14 protein-coding genes and 1 pseudogene are annotated in these 16,827 nt (G+C 72.7%); 9 read left to right on the top strand and 6 right to left on the bottom strand.

What is annotated here, in order from left to right; translation table 11 throughout:
• Window positions 1–90: 90 nt before the first annotated feature.
• The 4 genes from ACIBQ1_RS40085 to ACIBQ1_RS40070 all read left to right on the top strand — a co-directional run bounded on the left by ACIBQ1_RS40085 (window position 91) and on the right by ACIBQ1_RS40070 (window position 5,304).
• Window positions 91–825 (top strand): TetR/AcrR family transcriptional regulator, encoded by a 735-nt coding sequence (locus tag ACIBQ1_RS40085; protein WP_397285289.1) that lies wholly within the window; start codon window positions 91–93, stop codon window positions 823–825.
• A gap of 73 nt (window positions 826–898) precedes the next feature.
• Window positions 899–2,272 (top strand): MFS transporter, encoded by a 1,374-nt coding sequence (locus ACIBQ1_RS40080; protein WP_397285287.1) that lies wholly within the window; start codon window positions 899–901, stop codon window positions 2,270–2,272.
• Between the two features lie 11 nt (window positions 2,273–2,283).
• Window positions 2,284–3,288 (top strand): enolase C-terminal domain-like protein, encoded by a 1,005-nt coding sequence (locus tag ACIBQ1_RS40075; protein WP_397285285.1) that lies wholly within the window; start codon window positions 2,284–2,286, stop codon window positions 3,286–3,288.
• A 99-nt stretch (window positions 3,289–3,387) separates the two neighbouring features.
• A complete protein-coding gene (locus ACIBQ1_RS40070; protein ID WP_397285283.1) occupies window positions 3,388–5,304 on the top strand; it encodes a class I SAM-dependent methyltransferase in 1,917 nt (638 codons plus the stop codon).
• On the opposite strand, the gene ACIBQ1_RS40065 is transcribed toward ACIBQ1_RS40070, so the two are convergent.
• The 3 genes from ACIBQ1_RS40065 to ACIBQ1_RS40055 all read right to left on the bottom strand — a co-directional run bounded on the left by ACIBQ1_RS40065 (window position 5,305) and on the right by ACIBQ1_RS40055 (window position 6,947).
• Window positions 5,305–5,502: a hypothetical protein gene (locus ACIBQ1_RS40065; protein ID WP_397285281.1), complete on the bottom strand. Its 198-nt coding sequence runs from the start codon at window positions 5,500–5,502 to the stop codon at window positions 5,305–5,307.
• Between the two features lie 99 nt (window positions 5,503–5,601).
• Complete coding sequence (locus ACIBQ1_RS40060) at window positions 5,602–6,081, bottom strand: (2Fe-2S)-binding protein (RefSeq protein ID WP_397285279.1); 480 nt, start codon at window positions 6,079–6,081, stop codon at window positions 5,602–5,604.
• Window positions 6,078–6,947 (bottom strand): FAD binding domain-containing protein, encoded by an 870-nt coding sequence (locus ACIBQ1_RS40055; RefSeq protein ID WP_397285277.1) that lies wholly within the window; start codon window positions 6,945–6,947, stop codon window positions 6,078–6,080. Before ACIBQ1_RS40055 ends, ACIBQ1_RS40060 begins: the two co-directional genes overlap by 4 nt.
• 47 nt (window positions 6,948–6,994) lie before the next feature.
• Here ACIBQ1_RS40055 and ACIBQ1_RS40050 point away from each other — a divergent pair, with 47 nt between their 5' ends.
• Window positions 6,995–9,304: a xanthine dehydrogenase family protein molybdopterin-binding subunit gene (locus tag ACIBQ1_RS40050; protein ID WP_397285275.1), complete on the top strand. Its 2,310-nt coding sequence runs from the start codon at window positions 6,995–6,997 to the stop codon at window positions 9,302–9,304.
• 189 nt (window positions 9,305–9,493) lie between these two features.
• On the opposite strand, the gene ACIBQ1_RS40045 is transcribed toward ACIBQ1_RS40050, so the two are convergent.
• From ACIBQ1_RS40045 to ACIBQ1_RS40035, 3 genes and pseudogenes are all read right to left on the bottom strand, one after another.
• Window positions 9,494–11,125, bottom strand: coding sequence for a substrate-binding domain-containing protein (locus ACIBQ1_RS40045; RefSeq protein ID WP_397285273.1), 1,632 nt, complete (start codon window positions 11,123–11,125; stop codon window positions 9,494–9,496).
• 194 nt (window positions 11,126–11,319) lie between these two features.
• Window positions 11,320–12,062, bottom strand: a pseudogene (locus ACIBQ1_RS40040) (aminoglycoside phosphotransferase family protein).
• 211 nt (window positions 12,063–12,273) lie between these two features.
• Complete coding sequence (locus tag ACIBQ1_RS40035) at window positions 12,274–13,413, bottom strand: ROK family transcriptional regulator (RefSeq protein WP_397285271.1); 1,140 nt, start codon at window positions 13,411–13,413, stop codon at window positions 12,274–12,276.
• 106 nt (window positions 13,414–13,519) lie between these two features.
• Here ACIBQ1_RS40035 and ACIBQ1_RS40030 point away from each other — a divergent pair, with 106 nt between their 5' ends.
• From ACIBQ1_RS40030 to ACIBQ1_RS40015, 4 genes are read left to right on the top strand one after another with little or no spacing between them, the layout of a single operon-like run.
• Entirely contained in the window at window positions 13,520–14,428 is a 909-nt protein-coding gene (locus ACIBQ1_RS40030) for a glutamate ABC transporter substrate-binding protein (RefSeq protein WP_397285269.1), read from the top strand.
• On the top strand, window positions 14,428–15,072 hold the full coding sequence (locus ACIBQ1_RS40025) for an amino acid ABC transporter permease (protein WP_397285267.1): 645 nt from the start codon (window positions 14,428–14,430) through the stop codon (window positions 15,070–15,072). Before ACIBQ1_RS40030 ends, ACIBQ1_RS40025 begins: the two co-directional genes overlap by 1 nt.
• On the top strand, window positions 15,069–15,884 hold the full coding sequence (locus ACIBQ1_RS40020; RefSeq protein WP_397285265.1) for an amino acid ABC transporter permease: 816 nt from the start codon (window positions 15,069–15,071) through the stop codon (window positions 15,882–15,884). Before ACIBQ1_RS40025 ends, ACIBQ1_RS40020 begins: the two co-directional genes overlap by 4 nt.
• On the top strand, window positions 15,877–16,821 hold the full coding sequence (locus ACIBQ1_RS40015; RefSeq protein ID WP_397285263.1) for an asparaginase: 945 nt from the start codon (window positions 15,877–15,879) through the stop codon (window positions 16,819–16,821). The genes ACIBQ1_RS40020 and ACIBQ1_RS40015 overlap by 8 nt, the downstream gene beginning before the upstream one ends.
• The last annotated feature ends 6 nt before the right edge of the window (window positions 16,822–16,827 follow it).

Raw genomic sequence — 16,827 nt, 5'->3', positions numbered from 1 at the left:
TCGGTAAGCCGTATGCGGGAAAACCGCACGTACGGAATTGAAAGGGGGATGGGGAACCGGGCCTTCACGGCACCGCGCCCCTGACTACCAATGGCTGGATCCCAGGACCTCCCGCTCCCTCCATGGCGTAAGTCGCGCAAGCCGGCCCAGCTGAGACGGCAGCTCAGCCAGGACCTGATCGTCGAGGCCGGGTTGCGGATCCTCGACGCCGAAGGGCTCGACGCGCTGAGCATGAGACGCGTCGCCCAGGAGTTCGACACGGGGCCCGCCTCCCTCTACGCGCACGTGGCCAACAAGGACGAGCTGCTGGAGCTGATGTACGACCGGGTGCTCGGCGAGATCCAGCTCCCCGAGCGCGATCCGAGCCGCTGGAAGGCCCAGCTGCGGGCGTACGCGGTGGAGATGCACCAGGTGCTGGCCGGGCACGCCGACCTGGCCCGGGTGGCGCTGGCCAACATCCCCACGGGGGAGAACTCGGTCCGCATGGGCGAGTTCGTCTTCGGGCTGCTGATCGAGGCCGGAATGTCGCCGAGGGGCGCGTCCCTGTCGATGGACCGCATCTCCCTGTACATCGTCGGCGACGCGTACGAGGGCTCCGTCCACTTCGCCAGGATGCGCGCGGCCGGTCTGAGCGACCCGCGGGAATACTTCGAGTCCTTCGTCGGGCAGATCGCCGGCTACTACCGGGCGCTGCCGGCGGGGCGGTTCCCGCACATCACCAAGTTCGTGGACGACCTGATCGCCGACGACGGCGAGGAGCGCTTCCACTACGGTCTCGACCTGCTCCTCGACGGCATCGAGGCCCGCATGCCCCCTACGCCCTAGGCCCAATTGCCGAGAGCCGCCTAGGACCCCCGCCCGAGGTGCTGACGTGGGCATTCGCCATAGCTTGCCGGGTATGACGATGACAGTTGAGAGATCAGCGGCAGGTGTGGTGTCGCCGCAGTACCGGGCCCTCAGCATCGGGCTGGTCGCGCTGGTCATGCTGGTGGCTTTCGAGGCGATGGCCGTGGCCACGGCGATGCCCGTGGTGGCCCGCGACCTGGGCGGGATGCACCTGTACAACCTGGCCTTCAGCGCCACCCTGGCGGCCAGCGTGATCGCGACGGTCCTGGGCGGGCGGTGGAGCGACGTGCGCGGCCCGCTCCAGCCGATCGCGGTCGGCGTGGCGGGCTTCGTGGCCGGGCTGCTGCTGGCCGGGTTCGCGCCGAACATGGAGGTGTTCGTCGCCGGCCGGTTCGTGCAGGGCCTCGGGGCGGGATTGATCCAGGTCTCGCTGTACGTGGTGGTCGCCCGGGTCTATCCGGGAAGCATGCACCCCAAGGTGTTCGCCCTGTTCTCGGCGGCCTGGGTGGTGCCGTCCATGGTCGGCCCGGCCATCGCCGGATTCGTGGCGCAGAACGTCGACTGGCGCTGGATCTTCATCGGCGTCTCCCTGATCGTCGTCCCGGCGGCGCTGCTGCTCTGGCGCGGCACCGCGGGGCGCCAGGTGGCCGACGGCATCGCCGCGCCCGCCCCCGGCCTCGGCCGCAAGCTCGTCTGGGCCACGCTGACCGCCGTGGCCGCCGCCCTGATCCAGTACGGCAGCGCGCTCGGGCTCGCGGGCCTGCCCCTGCTCCTCGCGGGGGTCGTCCTGGTGGCCGTGGCCCTGCCCAGGCTGCTGCTGCCCGGCTCGCTCAGGGCCGCCCCCGGCCTGCCGACCGCGCCCGTGCTGCGCGGCCTGGCCTTCGGCTCGCTGACGGCCGCCCAGGTGCTCATCCCGCTCATGCTGATCAACGAGCGCGGCCTGACCGCCACCGAAGCGGGCCTCGTGCTCACCGTCGGCGCCCTCGGCTGGTCCACCGGCTCCTGGATCAAGGGCCGCGGCACGATCAGCCACCTGACCGCCATCCGCGGCGGAGCCGCCATGATCACCGTCGGCATCGCGCTGGTGACGCTCGTGCTCATCGACTCCCTGCCGCTCGCGCTGGCGTTCGTGGCCATGGCGGTCGCCGGGCTCGGCATCGGCGCGCTGCACCCGACGGTGTCCGTGCTGGTGCTGGAGATGTCCAAGGAGGGCGAGGAAGGCCAGAACACCGCGGCCGTCGGCGTGGGCGAGTCGGTCTTCACCGTGGTGGCCGTCGCGCTCAGCGGCGCCCTGTTCACCGCCACCGGCGAGAACTACGCGATCGGCCTGTCCTTCACCGCCGCGCTCGCGGCCCTGGCCTTTCTTCTGGCCCCGCGTTTTGTCCAGTCCCGCGCAACAGGCACTATGGAGGGAGCCGCGTCATAAAAGGGGGATACATGCCGCGAGTGCGGGAGCTCGAGGTCTTCCGGCTGGTTCTGCCGTTCGGCAAGAGGTCGGAGACCCTGCTCGTGAAGCTCACGGACCACGGCGGCATGACCGGCTGGGGCGAGGCCATCGCCCCCCAGCCGAAGACGTGGTCCAGGCTGGAGGAGTCGCTGGCCGCCCTGCTGATCGGCGTCGACTGGGAGCACCCCGACTCGCTGCGGAGCGGAGACCCGGCCGTCGACATGGCCTGCTGGGACCTGTGGACCAGGATGCGCGGGGTGCCGCTCGCCGAGGCGATCGGCGGCACCCGCACCTCGCTCATGGCCACCGTCCGGCTGGCCCCCGACCCGTCCGTGGAGAGCCTCGTGGCCCGGGTCAACCAGCAGGTCTGCGCCGGGTACGGGCACGTCACGCTGGACATCCGGCCCGGCTGGGACGTCGAGCCGGTGCGGGCGGTGCGCCAGGCGTACCCCGCGCTGACCCTGGCCGTCGACTGCGGCAACGCCTACACCGCCTCCGGCCAGCTCGTCGCCCTCGACTCCTACGGGCTGGAGGTCATCGAGCGGCCCTTCGCCGTCGGCGACGTCTACGCGCACGCCGCGCTCCAGGAGCAGGTGTCCGCCTCGGTCGCGGTCGAGGTCGCCTCCACCGCCCAACTGGACGACTACCTGACCGTACGGGCCGCCAGGGTGCTGCTGCTGCGGCCGAGCGCGTTCCCGTCGCTGACGGAGGCCCGCAGGGCGCACGACCGGGCCGTGGCGGCCGGTTTGGACATCCAGTGCGCGGGCGGCCAGGGCGCGGGGCTGGCCAGGGCGGCGACGGTGGCGGTGGCGAGCCTGCCCGGGTGCACGCTGCCGTGCGACGTGACCCAGCCGCCGCGCCAGAACCAGATCGTCACGCCCATCGTGGGCGCCAACGCCGGCGTCATCGCCGTCCCCCTCACCCAGTCGGGGCTGGGGCACGACATCGACGAGACGCGGGTCCGAAGGCTGGCGAAGGACACCTTCCACGCGTAAGGTTCCTACCCGGTCATCGGGACGGGTGGGTGGGTTGGCGTGCGGCTGACGCGGTGGCGGGTGTTATGGATCCTGCTGACGAGGAATTTGCTGTCGTGCTTGCTTCCTGAATGGGCGAAATTGCTCATCGGGCTGGCGGCGATCATCGGTGCCGGCGTCGCGGGCGCGCTCTTCACCTGGGCTTATGTCGAGGTGGCGCTCCTCGTGATCGCCGTCCTCGGGGCCTGCGCGGTCGCCTTCGTGGCGGATCAATGGCCGCGGCGGTTCCGATGGCGCTGCCCCGTGCTGTCGCTGGATGACCAGCCGCGGCTCCGCGAACTGGTCGCGGACGCGGCACGGATCGCGGGCTTCGACGCCGTCCCCAAGGTGCACGTGTCCGCCTGGGCCGAGGTGCGGGGGGATCGGACCAGGCGGGGCAGGCCGGTCCTGCTGGTGGGGCTGCCGTTGCTGGTGGCGGCGGATGGGGCGGAGCTGCACACGCTCATGGTCAGGGAGCTGCTCGCCGCCAGGCGGTGGAGCTGGCACGAGCGCTGGGCCGTCCACCTGTTCTTGGCGCACCATCCGGACTGGTCCTGGCTGGGCGAGGCGACCGCGCTGCTGCGCAAGGAGCTCTGGGCCGAGACCCGCTCCATCGTCGGGAGCGAGCGCTTCGCCGCCGGCATGCGGGCCGAACTGCTGCTGGCCGGCGCGTTCGGCTGGCACGTGGCCCGTTACGTCGCGCCGTTCTCAAGCAAGGGCGGTGCCGCGGACGCCTACGAGAGCTTCCTGTGGAAGATCCAGATGGACGGGCTGCTGACGCGCGTCCGGCCCGAGCCCGCTCTGCCCGACGCGGCTGCGGAGATCGACCAGGGGGCCGTGGTCGGCGATGGGGTCGTGCTCATGCCGGTGCCTTCGGGCGTGCTGTCGAAGGTGCCGTCCGCACTGGCCATCCGGCTCGGGAAGGTCATCTCGCACAAGATGCTCGGCCGGGGCGGGTTCGCGCTGGGCGCGAAGCCGTACCGGATGGCGGACGTCCCCGCGGAGGTCTGGGCGCGGATCGGTGAGTACCAGCGCGAGAACGTGCTCGACGCGGCGGCCAAGCTGCTCGGCCGGCAGGCCACCGATCTGGACGTCGTCGAGCTCGTGGTCGCCGGTCGGGCGGGTGAGTTCGAATGGTGGCACAAGGAGCAGCCCTGCCCGCACCCCACGCCCGGCGTCTGCGTGCTCCTCCCGCTGTTCGACGTGGCGCTGCGGCGCAGGGGATATGTGCACGAGCGCACCTTCGCCCAGCGTGAGCTGGTCGGCCCTCTGGGGGACCGGATTGATCTGGTGGAAATAGCCGCGAAGGCGGAGCGTGGCGAGCCGTACGGGATCCTGCTGGGAGGGCTGATGGCAGGCCGAGACCCGGATGCCGACGCGAGCAGGCTGGCCGCCGAGTCTCTCGCCGGGGGCGACCCGACCGGCTGGTTCGAGCGGCTCTACGCGGAGTCGGCGAGCGGCGACGCGATCGTGCCGTGGGACTCGCGGTCCCCGCACTTCCTGCTGACGGAGTGGGCCCGTTCCGGACGCGGGCGGGCGCTGGTCGTGGGCGCGGGGCTGGGGGACGACGCCGAGCACCTGGCGGGCCTCGGCTACGGGACGGTGGCGTTCGACGTGAGCGAGTCGGCCGTCCGGCTCGCCGGGGAGCGCTTCCCCGGGAGCGAGGTGCGCTACCAGGTCGCCGACCTGCTGGCGCCGCCTGCCGAGTGGCGGCACGCGTTCGACCTGGTGGTCGAGATCATGACCGTGCAGGCGCTGCCGGAGCCCCTGCACGGCAAGGCCATCGCCGCGGTCGCGGAGTTCGTACGACCCGGCGGCACGCTGCTGGTGATCGCGTCGGGCCGGGAGGAGGGCGGGCCGGCGTTCGCGCCCCCGTGGCCGCTGACCCCGTCCGAGATCGGGGCCTTCGCGACGGGCGGGCTGGAGACCGGGAAGGTCGAGGACCTGCGCGACGGCGAGCACCACCGCTGGCGGGCCACCTTCCACCGGCCCGAGTGATCAGCTCGGCATGTGCATCCTGAAGCTGCCCAGGGAGGCGTTCAGGACTTCGCTGAGGGTGGTGCCCGCCATGAGGAGGGAGTCGCGGACGGCGTGGAACTCCCGCACCGGGATCACGTCCGTGGGCCCCAGGGCGACGGCCGGGACGAGGGTGGTGAGCAGGGCGGCGGTGGCGAGCAGGCGAGCGCGTCGGCGCATGCGGACCTCCTGAGCGATTGATCAGAACACCGCACAGGAGACCACGGAAGGTCACGGGAGGGCCGCGCCGCCACAGCGGCAAGAACGGATCTTTACGCTTCAGCCGCCGTTCGCGCGCATGCGTTCGGCCGCGCGGGCCGCGGCGCGGCGGATGCCCGCGTACCCCGTGCAGCGGCACAGGTTGGAGGCCAGCAGGGCGTCGAGCCGCCGCTCGTCGCGGTCCAGCTCCGGCTCCTCGGCCAGGGCACCGGCGAGCAGCATGAGGAAGCCGGGGGTGCAGAAGCCGCACTGCAACGCGTGCTCGGCGGCGAACGCCTCCTGCAGCGGGTGCAGTTCGCCGCCGTCGGCCAGCCCCTCGACGGTGCGGATGTCGGCGCCCTCCGCCTGGACGGCCAGGGCCAGGCAGGCGCGGATGGCGGTGCCGTCGACCAGGACGGTGCACGAGCCGCACACCCCGTGCTCGCACCCCAAGGTGGTCCCCGTGAGGCCCAGGCGGTCGCGCAGCGCGTCGGCCAGGCTCGTCCGCGGCTCCACGTCGATCAGGTGGGTCCGGCCGTTGACCGTGAGCTGGACGTTCATGGGGTCCCCGCGTCATGGACGGCTCGGGCCAGGCAGCGCCGTACCAGCGTGGACAGCGCGTGCCTGCGGTAGGCGGCCGGCGCGTGCGGCTCGCCGGGCGGGTCCGCCTCGGCGGCGGCCCGTACGGCGGCCTCCGCGAACAGCTCCGGCTCCGCCCGCTCACCCGTCATCAGGCGCTCGGCCTCGACGGCGCGGAGGGGGAGGTCGGCCGCGTTCGCGAGCCCGATGCGGGCCCACTCGACGCGGCCCGCGGCCAGGCGCAGCAGTACCAGGACGGCGGCCAGGGCGAAGCCGCTGTGAGTGCGGCGGTGCTCGGCGAAGGCCGTGACCGCCCCGGGCGGCGGGCGCGGCAGCCGGACGCCGGTGACCAGCTCCTGTGGCAGGCAGGCCGTCGTGAACGCGCCGCGGAACCACGAGTCGGCGGGCACCGTACGCGGCCCGGCGGGGCCGTCCACCTCGATCCCGGCGCCCAGGGCCATGGCCAGCGCGCACCACTCCGACGCCGGATGCGCCCAGGCCAGGCTGCCCGCGAAGGTGCCGCGGGCGCGGATGGGCGGATGGCCGACGTACGGCGCCACCTGGCGGAACAGCTCGGCCAGCGGGTCGTCGAACCGGGCGTGCTCCAGTTGGGCGTGCCGGACCAGCGCGCCGACGTGGACGGAGCCGTCCTCGACGGTGATCTCCGACAGCCCGGGGATGCGGTTGACGTCCACGACCAGGGCCGGGCGCGTGGTCCGGTAGCGCAACTCGATGAGCAGGCTCTGGCCGCCGGCCAGCACGCGGCTCTCCGGCCCGCGCTCGGCCAGCACGGCCACCGCCTCCGGCACGGAGGCAGGCGCGACGTAGTCGAATTGTGCCGGTTTCATGTCCCCCATCCCGGGCATCCGATATCGACGTTGGTACCGAAAGCGGGGTGTCTCAAACATTGCGGTACATCGGGATGCCGCTCGCGCGGCGCGAGGATCGCGACCTGGTCACCGGGCAGGCGCGCCGCGTCGCCGACCTGGAGCTCCCGGGGACGCTGGAGCTCGCGTTCACCCGCAGCCCGGTGCCGCACGCCGTGGTCCGCGCGGTCGACGTCGCCGCCGCGCTCAAGGAGGAGGGGGTGGCGGGCGCGTGGTCGGCCGCCGACCTGCCGTACCTCGCCGCCCGCGCGGTGCCCGGTGAAGAGGGCATGCCGCCGTGGCCGTTGCTCGCCACCGGCCGCGTCCGCTACCCGGGCGAGGCGCTCGCCGTGGTCGCGGCCGGTACGCGCGCCCACGCCGAGGACGGGGCCGAGGCCGTCCGGCTGTCCCTCGAACCCCTGCCTCACACCCGCACCGACGCGCCCGGCGACCTCTTGGGAGCGCAGGCGCCCCGCCTGTTCGACGACCGGGACAACCTGGCCGCCGAACGCACCTTCGGCCACCCCGCCGACGAGGTGTTCGCGGCCGCCCCGGTGGTGGTCGAGGCCGCGTACCGGGAGCAACTCCTGCTCCCCACGTCCCTGGAGCCACGGGCGATCCTGGTCGATCCGGGGCGCGACCGGCGCCTCACCGTGTGGGTCTCCCACCAGGCCCAGCACCGGCTGCGCAACGCGCTCGCCGCGGCGCTCGGCCTCGACCCGGCGCGGATCCGGGTGATCGTCCCGGCCACCGGCGGGGCGTTCGGCGCCAAGAGCCAGACCTACCCGGAGTATGTGGTCGCCGCCCTGCTCGCCGTCCACCTCGGCCGCCCGGTGCGCTGGTGCGAGGACCGCGCCGAGGCCATGCTGGCGGGCCCGCGCGGCCGCGGCCAGCACCAGCGGGTACGGCTGGCGGCCGACGAGTACGGCACCTTCCTCGCGTACGAACTGCTCGTCGACGCCGACATCGGCGCTTACCCGCACATCGGCGCCTTCGTCCCGATGATGACCGGAGCGATGAGCACCGGCGCCTACCGCACGCCCAGAGTGCACACGCGGGTCCGATGCGTGCTCACCACCACCGCCCCGACCACCTCCTACCGCGGCGCGGGCCGCCCCGAGGCCGCCTACGCCCTCGAACGCACCGTGGACCGGCTGGCCCGCCGCCTCGGCCTGGACCCGGCAGAGCTGCGCCGCCGCAACCTCATCCGCCCCGACCAGCACCCCTACCTGACTCCGACCGGCCGCACGTACGACTCGGGCGACTACGCGGCCGCGCTCGACCGGGCCCTGGCCGCCGTCGGCTACGACGAGATCCGCGCCGAGCAGGCCCGCCGCCGCGAGGACGGCGGCCCGCCCCTCGGGGTGGGGATCGCCACATACGTCGAACGCTCGGGCGGCCCGCCGGACAGCGACGAGTTCGGGAGCGTGGAGGCGTGCCCGGACGGGACGTTCATCGCCCGCGTCGGCTCGACGTCCACCGGCCAGGGCCACTTCACCGCGTTCGCCCAGGTGGTGGCCTCGGTCCTGGACGTGGACGTGGACCGGGTGCGCGTCGTCGAGGGCGACACCGGCGAGGTGCCCTACGGCTTCGCCACCTTCGGCAGCCGTTCCATGCAGGTGGGCGGCGCGGCCCTGTGGCGCGCGGCCGAAGCCCTCGTCGCCGCCGCCCGCCGCCGCTGCGCCGAGCTCCTGGGGGTGGGGGAGGAGGACGTCTCGTACGCCGGGGGCCGGCTGGTGGTGGGCGGCGACCCGCGAGCCGTCCTCCAGGCGGACGCCGAGGAGGCCCTGGCGCCCGACGTCGAGACCGGCCCCCTCCCGGGACTGCCCATCGGCGAACTGGTCGCCCGCACCGGCCCCCTGCGCGCCGACGAGATCGTCGCCCCGCCCCAGGCCTTCCCGTACGGCGCCCACGTCGCCGTGGTGGAGGTGGACCCGGACCTGGGCACCGTCCACGTGCGCCACCTGGTGGCCGTGGACGACTACGGGGTGGTCGTCAACCCGATGATCGTCACCGGCCAGGGCCACGGCTCCATCGCCCAGGGTCTCGGCCAGGCCCTCTACGAACAGGCGGTCATCGGCCCCGACGGCCTGCCGTACGCCTCGACCCTCCTGGACTACCTCCTGCCCACCGCCGCCGACATGCCCCCGGTCACCCTCCTGGAAACCGCCACCCCCAACCCCAACACCCCTTTGGGCGCCAAGGGCGCGGGGGAGGCGGGCTGCATCGGCATCCCCCCGGCCATCGTCAACGCCGTCTGCGACGCCCTCGACGTCGACCACATCGACATGCCGTTGACCCCGGCCGCAGTATGGGCGGCCACCACCGGACACCGGTAGGCGAGCCGAGGCCACCCACCCGTTGCCCTACTGGACGGTGTGCCCGCTGGAGCCCACCCCGGACCGGGGAGCCTTTCGGTCGTTGTTCGCGGATGAGGCCTGAGTGAGATCCGTGCTGCTGCCGGGCGAGGGCGCCCGTGTCGCGCCGACCGCGTTCGACGCTTGGCTTCAGGAGCGGAAATAGGCGTTTCAACGCAGGACGCAGGGCTCCAGCATGCCCTGCTTCGTCGTGCAGGGCCGGAAGCCCGACTCGGTCAGCCGTAGCTGGGCGCGCTCGTGCGTGCGGGCGAAGCGGAGGAAGTCGGCCGCGAGCGAGCCCGGCGCCGGCCTGGTCCTGGTGTAGAGGTACTCCACTGTCCAGAACGGGTAGCCCGACGTCGCCGCGGTCGAGACGTCGAACGCCTTGCCGTCCAGCGTCAGCGCCGTGATGCCGCCCGACCTGCGCTCCTCGACGATCGACAGCGCGTCCGCGTACCCGATCGCCCCGGGCACGGTCGCCACCTGCCGGATGACCTCGGCGTTGTCGTCGCGTTCGCAGCGGATGACCGGGGCGGTGGGGTTGCGGTCCTTCTCGCGGCATTCGTCGGAGGAGAGCATGTTCTCGCCGGTGCCCAGGACCTGGTGCTCGAAGAGCTGGCGAGTGCCGGAGTTCTGGTTCCGGCTGATGATGCGGATCGGCAGGGACGCCCCGCCCCGGACCTGCTTCCAGTCCACCCACGTGCCGTCGTTGATCTTGCGGAGGTCGTCGATGCCGATGGTGGTCAGCCCGACCTCCTTGTTGACCACGACGAAGTAGACGACGACGGCCAGCTTCTCGCCGTACAGCTGGTCGTGATAGTTGCTCTTGCCGTCCGACAGCGCTATCACGTCGGGCGAGCCCGACTCGAGCACGGTACGCACGCCGCCCAGCGAGCCGTTCGGCGTGGTCTGGATCCGGGCGTCGCCGCAGGCCCTGACGTACTCGTCGGCGATCGTCCGCATCGTCGACATGAACACGCTGGAGCCCTCGACCCGCAACTGGCCCGACCCGCACGCGATGGAGCGGTCCTCCGGCTGGGCGAGCCGGCTGAGCACGAGCAGGGCGCTCAGCGCGATCACCAGCGCGCCGCTGACGCGCGGGAGCGTGACCCTGCGGACCTTGCCCTCGTCCCTGATCACGCCGGCGTCCCTGAGCTTGCCGGCGTGCTCGACGAGCTTGGTGATCTCGCGCTGGTCCGGCTCGCGCAGGACCACGACGAGCTTGGCCTTATCGCCGCGCTTGAGCTTGAGCTTGGTCAGCTGCACGCCGTGCCAGGACGGCTCGGCGGCCTCCGCGCCGTTGGAGGCGGATGCGCCGATCCAGCGGGCCAGCCGGTCGGCCAGCCGCCGGCGTACCGTGACCAGGTTGTCGCGGGCGGGCTTGTCCTCCTCGGGGAAGAACCGCAGCCCTTCGCGCAGCAGCTTGCGCAGGTCGCCGGTGCTGGCGTCCGACACGCGGGCGTTCCACACCACCCGGCCGCCGAACGTGAACGACAGCGGCCGGTCGAAGTCGTCCGGGTCGATGTCGTAGCTGCCGCTGTTGCGCAGGCGGATGACGACGATGCTCATCCGCTCCAGCAGCCGGGCCACCTGGTGCAGCTGGGGCGGGCCCTCGCCGTCGCTCAGCGTCTCGGGCCCGACGCCGATCTTGGAGTTGTACAGGACGCGGAAGCTGATCCGCTTGCGGCGTACGACGAGCCGGTCGACATAGGGCGTCACCACCAGCAGCGCGATCCCGAACAGGACGGGCCCCACGCCTCCGAGGAAGTCGACCAGCTGCTCCAGCAGCCGCAGCAGCGCCACTGATGCCCCCTTCGCAAACTGGTTCAATTCTCGCTTTGTGGGGACATGCGAGCCGGGTGGTGCGAACCGTTCACCAGGAATTCCACCGCCGGACACGGAGGCGGCCGGGCGGGGAGCCGTTCCCCGGTGGGGGGATTGCAAGAACTCCGGGGCGATTGTTCATCCCCGGAGGACCACCGGTGCGGCGAACGGCCTCAAGCCCTCCGATCGTCGGCGAGGACCTGCGCCAGCGCGTTGGAGGCCTGGCGGATCATCCCCGGGTTGGTGTCCCAGTAGTACGGCAGCGCGTTCAGGGCCTGGGAGAGCGCCCAGCCGCGCCCCCGCAGCCACGACGCGTCGTCGACGCCGAGCTCGGCCCGGAACCGCCGGCGGCTGTCGCCCGCGAACACGTTCCACGCGGGCTGGAGGTCGCAGGCCGGGTCGCCCACGTTGAGGCCGCCGAAGTCGATGACCGCCGACAGGCGGCCGTCGACGACCAGCAGGTTTCCCGGCAGCAGGTCGCCGTGCACCCAGACCTCCGGGCCGTCCCACGCGGGCGCGTCGAGCGACTCCTGCCACGAGCGCAGGGCCGCGGCGCCGTCGATGCGGTCGCCGAGCTGGGCGATCGAGCGGCGGACGGACTCGTCGCCCTCGGCGAGCGGCCCGCCGCGGGCGCCGCGGGCGCGCGGGTGGGCGGGTGGGCGCCGGTCCGGTCGATCCGGCGCAGCGCCGTCAGGAACGCGGCGAGGTCGGCGGCGGCCTGGTCGAGGTCGCGGATCGTGCCGTTGGCGTTCGCGCCGGGCAGCCACTCGTACACGGACCAGGCGAAGGGATAGCCCTCGGCCGGATCGCCCATCGCCACCTGCACCGGAAGGGCGAGCGGCAGGTGGGGCGCCAGCTTCGGCAGCCACCGCGCCTCCTTGTCCGCCTGCCCGGTGGCCCACCCGATGCGCGGCATCCGCACGGACAGCTCATCGCCGAGTCGGTAAATGTCGTGATCTGTGCCGTAGGAGTCGACCGGTTCGATCCGCAGCCCCGCCCACTGCGGGAACTGCCCCGCGAGCAACCGGCGCACGAGCGCCACATCGGTCAGGACCTCGTCGGCGTGCATCTTCGTCGTGCCCATCGGCGCCCATCCTCGATCACCCCGCCGCCCGCGGCAAACGGTTTTATCCGGCCAGGGCGGCCTCCAGCAGGAGGGTGCCCGCGCCCAGCAGGGCGGCGTCCCGGCCGCCCCGCGCCGGGGCGATCTCCAGATCGCGCGTCGCCAGCGGCAGGCAGCGTTCCCACACCGCCGCCCTGATCGAGGTGATCAGCGGCTCCGCGGCCGACAGGCTGCCGCCCACCGCCACCACGTCCGGGTTGAAGAAGTTCACCAGCACCGTCAGGACCTCGCCGATGCGGCGGCCCGCGGTGCGCGCCAGGCTCGTGGCCTCCGGGATGGCGTCGTTGACCAGGGAGACGATGTCCGCCGTGCGGCTCACCTCGACGCCGGCCTCCCGCAGGGCCGCCATCAGGGCGGCGCCGCTCGCGTACGCCTCCAGGCAGTCCGGATGCCCGCAGGCGCACACGACCGAGGAGTCCGAGCGCACCCGCACGTGGCTGATGTCGCCGGCCGCGCCCCTTCCCCGGTGCAGGTGGCCGTTGACGATGACGCCGCAGCCGATGCCCGTGCCGGCCTTGACGACCATGAGGTTCTGGCTGCCCGGCCACCACCGCGCCTCGCCCGCGGCCATGAGGTTGGCGTCGTTCTCGACGAGGATGGGCAGGTCGTAGCGGGTGGCCAGGTGGTCGGCGACCGGGAACTCGTTCCAGCCGGGCATGCGCGACGGCGTCACCACGCGCAGGGTCGACGGGTCCACCGGGCCCGGGATGCCGGTGCCCACCCCCCGCAGGGGGATCGACGGGGGCACGTGGGCGGCCAGCAGCTCGTCGAACGCGTCCGCGATGCGGTCCAGGGTGACCTGCGGGCCTTCGGCGATCTCGCAGCCGCGTTCCTCGATCACGAGCGGCGTGCCGCTGAGGTCCAGGAGGCCGAGGCGTACGTGGTGGGCGCCCAGGTCGGCGACGGCCAGCACGCCGGCGCCGGGGGAGAGCCGCAGCCGGCGGGGGCGGCGGCCGCCGCGGGAGGTGCCCGAGCCCTCCTCGGCCAGCAGGCCCGCGTCGATGAGCTCCTCCACGCGCAGCGACACGCTGGAGGCGGCCAGGCCCGATAAGCGCGCGAGCTCGGCGCGGGACTCGGCCTTGCCGGTGGCGACGAGTCTCAGCAGGTCGCCCTGTGCCCCCTGCACGGGCAGCCGCTGCTTCATGTGAGATACCTACCATGTCCCGACTTACACCGACAACGTATTGACTTGCTACGAAATCTCCCACTACGGTCCGGCCTATCTTCGAAATCGAAGGAAGTGACCGTTCATGAAGAGGCTTGTCGCCGTCGTCGCCGTCTCGCTGTTAGGGCTGGCGGCCTGTGGTGAGTCGAGTAGTCCCGCCGTCCCCGGGGCGCCGTCCCAGAGCGGCGGCGACGTCCTGGCCAAGGCTCCCGTCGCGGCGGCGGCCGAGATCCTGCCCGGCTCCACCATGGAGAAGATCAAACAGCGCGGCGAGCTCCTTGTGGGCGGCTCGCTGGACGCGCCCCTGCTCTCCCAGCAGAACCCCGCCACCGGAGAGGTCGAGGGGTTCGACGCGGACATGGGCAAGGCGCTGGCCAAGTACATCCTGGGCGAGCCCAAGGTGAAGATCGTCAACTCGGCGTCGGAGACCCGGGAGGCGCTGCTGGCCAACGGGACCGTGGACGTCGTCTTCCAGACGTACACGATCACCGAGGAGCGGGCGAAGCAGGTGGCGTTCGCGGGCCCGTACTACACCTCGGGGCTGACGATCGCGGTGAAGAAGGGCACGGCGGGCATCGCCAAGCCGGAGGACCTGAACGGCAAGAAGGTCCTGGCGGGCGCGAACACCCCGGCCATCCCCGCGATCAAGAAGCTGGCGCCGCAGGCGGAGATCATCACCTTCGGCAGCGACCCGGAGTGCGTCCAGGCGCTCAAGCAGGACCGGGGCGTGGCCTACGTGCAGGATGAGACGATCCTCATCGCGGACGCCAAGAAGGATCCGTCGATCGAGATCGTGACCAAGCCGTTCACCGTCGACCCGTACGGGATCGGGCTCAAGCACGGCGACGACCAGTTCAAGAAGTTCGTCAACGACTGGCTGAAGAAGACCCAGGACACCGGGGTCTGGCAGGACATCTGGAAGAAGTCCATCGGCACCGTGGTGACCGGCGACGCTCCCCAGCCGCCGCAGATCGGCTCCGTGCCGGGGTCCTGATGTCCGTTCTCCTCGATCACCTGCCCGAGCTGTGGCAGGGGCTGATCGTGACGTTCCAGCTCACCGCCGCGTCCTTCGCGGGCGCGGCGGTGCTGGGCGCGCTGGTGTGCGCCCTGCGCGTCAGCCCTGTACGGGTGCTGCGCGCCATCGGCACCGCGTACGTGGAGACGTTCCAGAACCTGCCGCTCCTCGTCCTGCTCGTCCTGGCCTTCTTCGGCCTGCCGGAGATCGGCATCAAGGCCGAGCCGCTGGTCACCGCCATCGTGGTCATCGCTGTGTACGAGGCCGCGTACGTCGGCGAGGCCCTGCGCTCCGGCGTGAACTCGGTGAGCAGGGGACAGGGCGAGGCGGCGCGGGCGATCGGGCTGACGTTCGGCCAGTCGCTCAGGCACGTGGTCCTGCCGCAGGCGCTGCGCACGGTCGTCCAGCCGCTCGGCAACATCTTCATCGCCACCACGATGAACACCGCCCTGGCCGCCGCCGTCGGCGTCGTGGACCTGACGGCCGCCGCCAACCGGGTGAACCTCGTCGAGGCGCAGCCCATCCCGATCTTCGTCGGCGCGGGCCTGGCCTACGCGCTGATCGCCGCGGCGGTGGGGTTCGTCGCCGGCCGGCTCGAACGCAAGCTGGTGATCCTCCGGTGACCGTCCTCTTCGACGAACCCGGGCCCAGGGCCCGCAGACGCATCCGGGTCGCGACCGTGCTCGGCGTGCTGGCCGCCGTCGCGCTCGCCGTCCTGGCCGTGCGGCAGTTCGCGGCGAACGGGCAACTCGACGCGGCCCGCTGGCAGCCGTACGCGACCTGGCCGATGTGGCGCTACCTCCTGACGGGCCTGTGGTCCACGTTCCTGGCGGCCGTCGTGTCGGCGGCGCTGTCCATGGCGTTCGGCCTGGTCCTGGCCCTGGGGCGGCTCTCGCACCGGAGGTGGGTCCGGCTCCCGGCCGCCGCCTACGTAGAAGTGATCAGGGTCGTGCCGGCCCTGCTGCTGGTGTACGTGGTGCTGTTCGCGCTGCCGCGCTACGGCCTGGACCTGCCGCTGTTCTGGAAGCTGGCCGTGCCCCTGACGGCGTCGAACGCGGCCGCCTTCGCCGAGATCTTCCGCGCCGGCATCAACTCCGTCGAACGCGGCCAGAGCGAGGCGGGCCTGGCCGTCGGCCTCACGCCGTTCCAGACGATGCGCCTCGTCGTGCTGCCCCAGGCGGCCCGCCGGGTGCTGCCGTCGATCGTCAGCCAGTCCGTCGGCCTGCTCAAGGACACCTCGCTGGGCTTCGTCGTCAGCTACGGCGAGCTGCTCTACAGCGGCAAGGTGCTGGCCGCCTACAACGGCCTGCTCATCCAGACGTACCTGGTCGTCGCGCTGGTCTATCTGGCGGTCAACGTGTCCCTGTCCAAGCTGGCCCGCACGCTGGAGGCCAGACAGCCCGCAACGTCCAGAAGGAGGGCCGTACGTGCCTGACTACGCCGTGCTCGCCGAGGTGATCCGCTCCGGATTCGTGGAGAGCGTCCACTACGGCAGCGCCGTGGGCCTGGATCCGTCCGGCCGCGCCGAGGTGGCCCTCGGGAAGGTGGACGAGCCGGTGCTGCCGCGCTCGTCCGCCAAGCCGTTCCAGGCGCTGGCCTGCCTCACCGCCGGCGCGGCGCTGGCGGGGCCGCGGCTGGCCATCGCGGCGGGCAGCCACACGGGCGAGGACTTCCACGTGGAGCTGGTCCGCGAGATCCTCGGCGACTACGGCCTGGACTTCGGCGCGCTGGCCTGCCCGCCGTCGTGGCCGGAGGACACCTCCACCATGTACCGGCTCATCAGGCAGGGCGCCGACCCCTCCCGCGAGCGCATGAACTGCTCCGGCAAGCACGCCGCCATGCTCGCCGCCGCCGTGGCCAACGGCTGGGACGTGCCCGGCTACCTGTCGGCCGGCCATCCCCTGCAGCTCCAGGTCCGCTCGGTCACCGAGGAACTGGCCGGGGAGAAGGCCGCCCACGTGGCGGTGGACGGCTGCGGCGCGCCGCTGTTCGGCCTGTCGCTGACCGGGCTGGCGCGGGCCGTGCGGGGCCTGGTGCTGGCCGCGCCGGGCAGCGCGCCCCGCCAGGTCGCCGACGCCATGCGCGCGCACCCCGAGTACGTGGGCGGGTCCGGGCACCAGAACACCGAGCTGATGCGGGCCCTGCCGGGCGCCGTGGCCAAGGGCGGCGCGGAGGGCGTGCTGGTGGTGGCCCTGGAGTCGGGCCACTCGGTGGCGGTCAAGGTCATCGACGGCAGCCCGCGCGCCACCACGGCCATCGCCCTGGCGGTGCTGCGGCGCATGGGCTGCGACGTCACGCCGGCGGCGGCGTTCGGGCAGGTGGACGTGCTGGGCGGCGGCGTCCCGGTGGGCCGGATCGCCGCCCGCGGGTAGCGGCGC

The organism is Nonomuraea sp. NPDC050153 (genome assembly GCF_044460125.1).
GTDB lineage: Bacteria > Actinomycetota > Actinomycetes > Streptosporangiales > Streptosporangiaceae > Nonomuraea.
This window is presented reverse-complemented; position numbering and strand designations above follow the sequence as displayed.

Bases quoted from the DNA above. Each gene is read 5' to 3' on its own strand.
- ACIBQ1_RS40085 (WP_397285289.1), top strand. From the start codon at position 91: ATGGCTGGATCCCAGGACCTCCCGCTCCCTCCATGGCGTAAGTCGCGC.
- ACIBQ1_RS40080 (WP_397285287.1), top strand. From the start codon at position 899: ATGACGATGACAGTTGAGAGATCAGCGGCAGGTGTGGTGTCGCCGCAG.
- ACIBQ1_RS40075 (WP_397285285.1), top strand. From the start codon at position 2,284: ATGCCGCGAGTGCGGGAGCTCGAGGTCTTCCGGCTGGTTCTGCCGTTC.
- ACIBQ1_RS40065 (WP_397285281.1), bottom strand. From the start codon at position 5,502: ATGCGCCGACGCGCTCGCCTGCTCGCCACCGCCGCCCTGCTCACCACC.
- ACIBQ1_RS40060 (WP_397285279.1), bottom strand. From the start codon at position 6,081: ATGAACGTCCAGCTCACGGTCAACGGCCGGACCCACCTGATCGACGTG.
- ACIBQ1_RS40055 (WP_397285277.1), bottom strand. From the start codon at position 6,947: ATGAAACCGGCACAATTCGACTACGTCGCGCCTGCCTCCGTGCCGGAG.
- ACIBQ1_RS40035 (WP_397285271.1), bottom strand. From the start codon at position 13,413: ATGAAGCAGCGGCTGCCCGTGCAGGGGGCACAGGGCGACCTGCTGAGA.
- ACIBQ1_RS40030 (WP_397285269.1), top strand. From the start codon at position 13,520: ATGAAGAGGCTTGTCGCCGTCGTCGCCGTCTCGCTGTTAGGGCTGGCG.
- ACIBQ1_RS40025 (WP_397285267.1), top strand. From the start codon at position 14,428: ATGTCCGTTCTCCTCGATCACCTGCCCGAGCTGTGGCAGGGGCTGATC.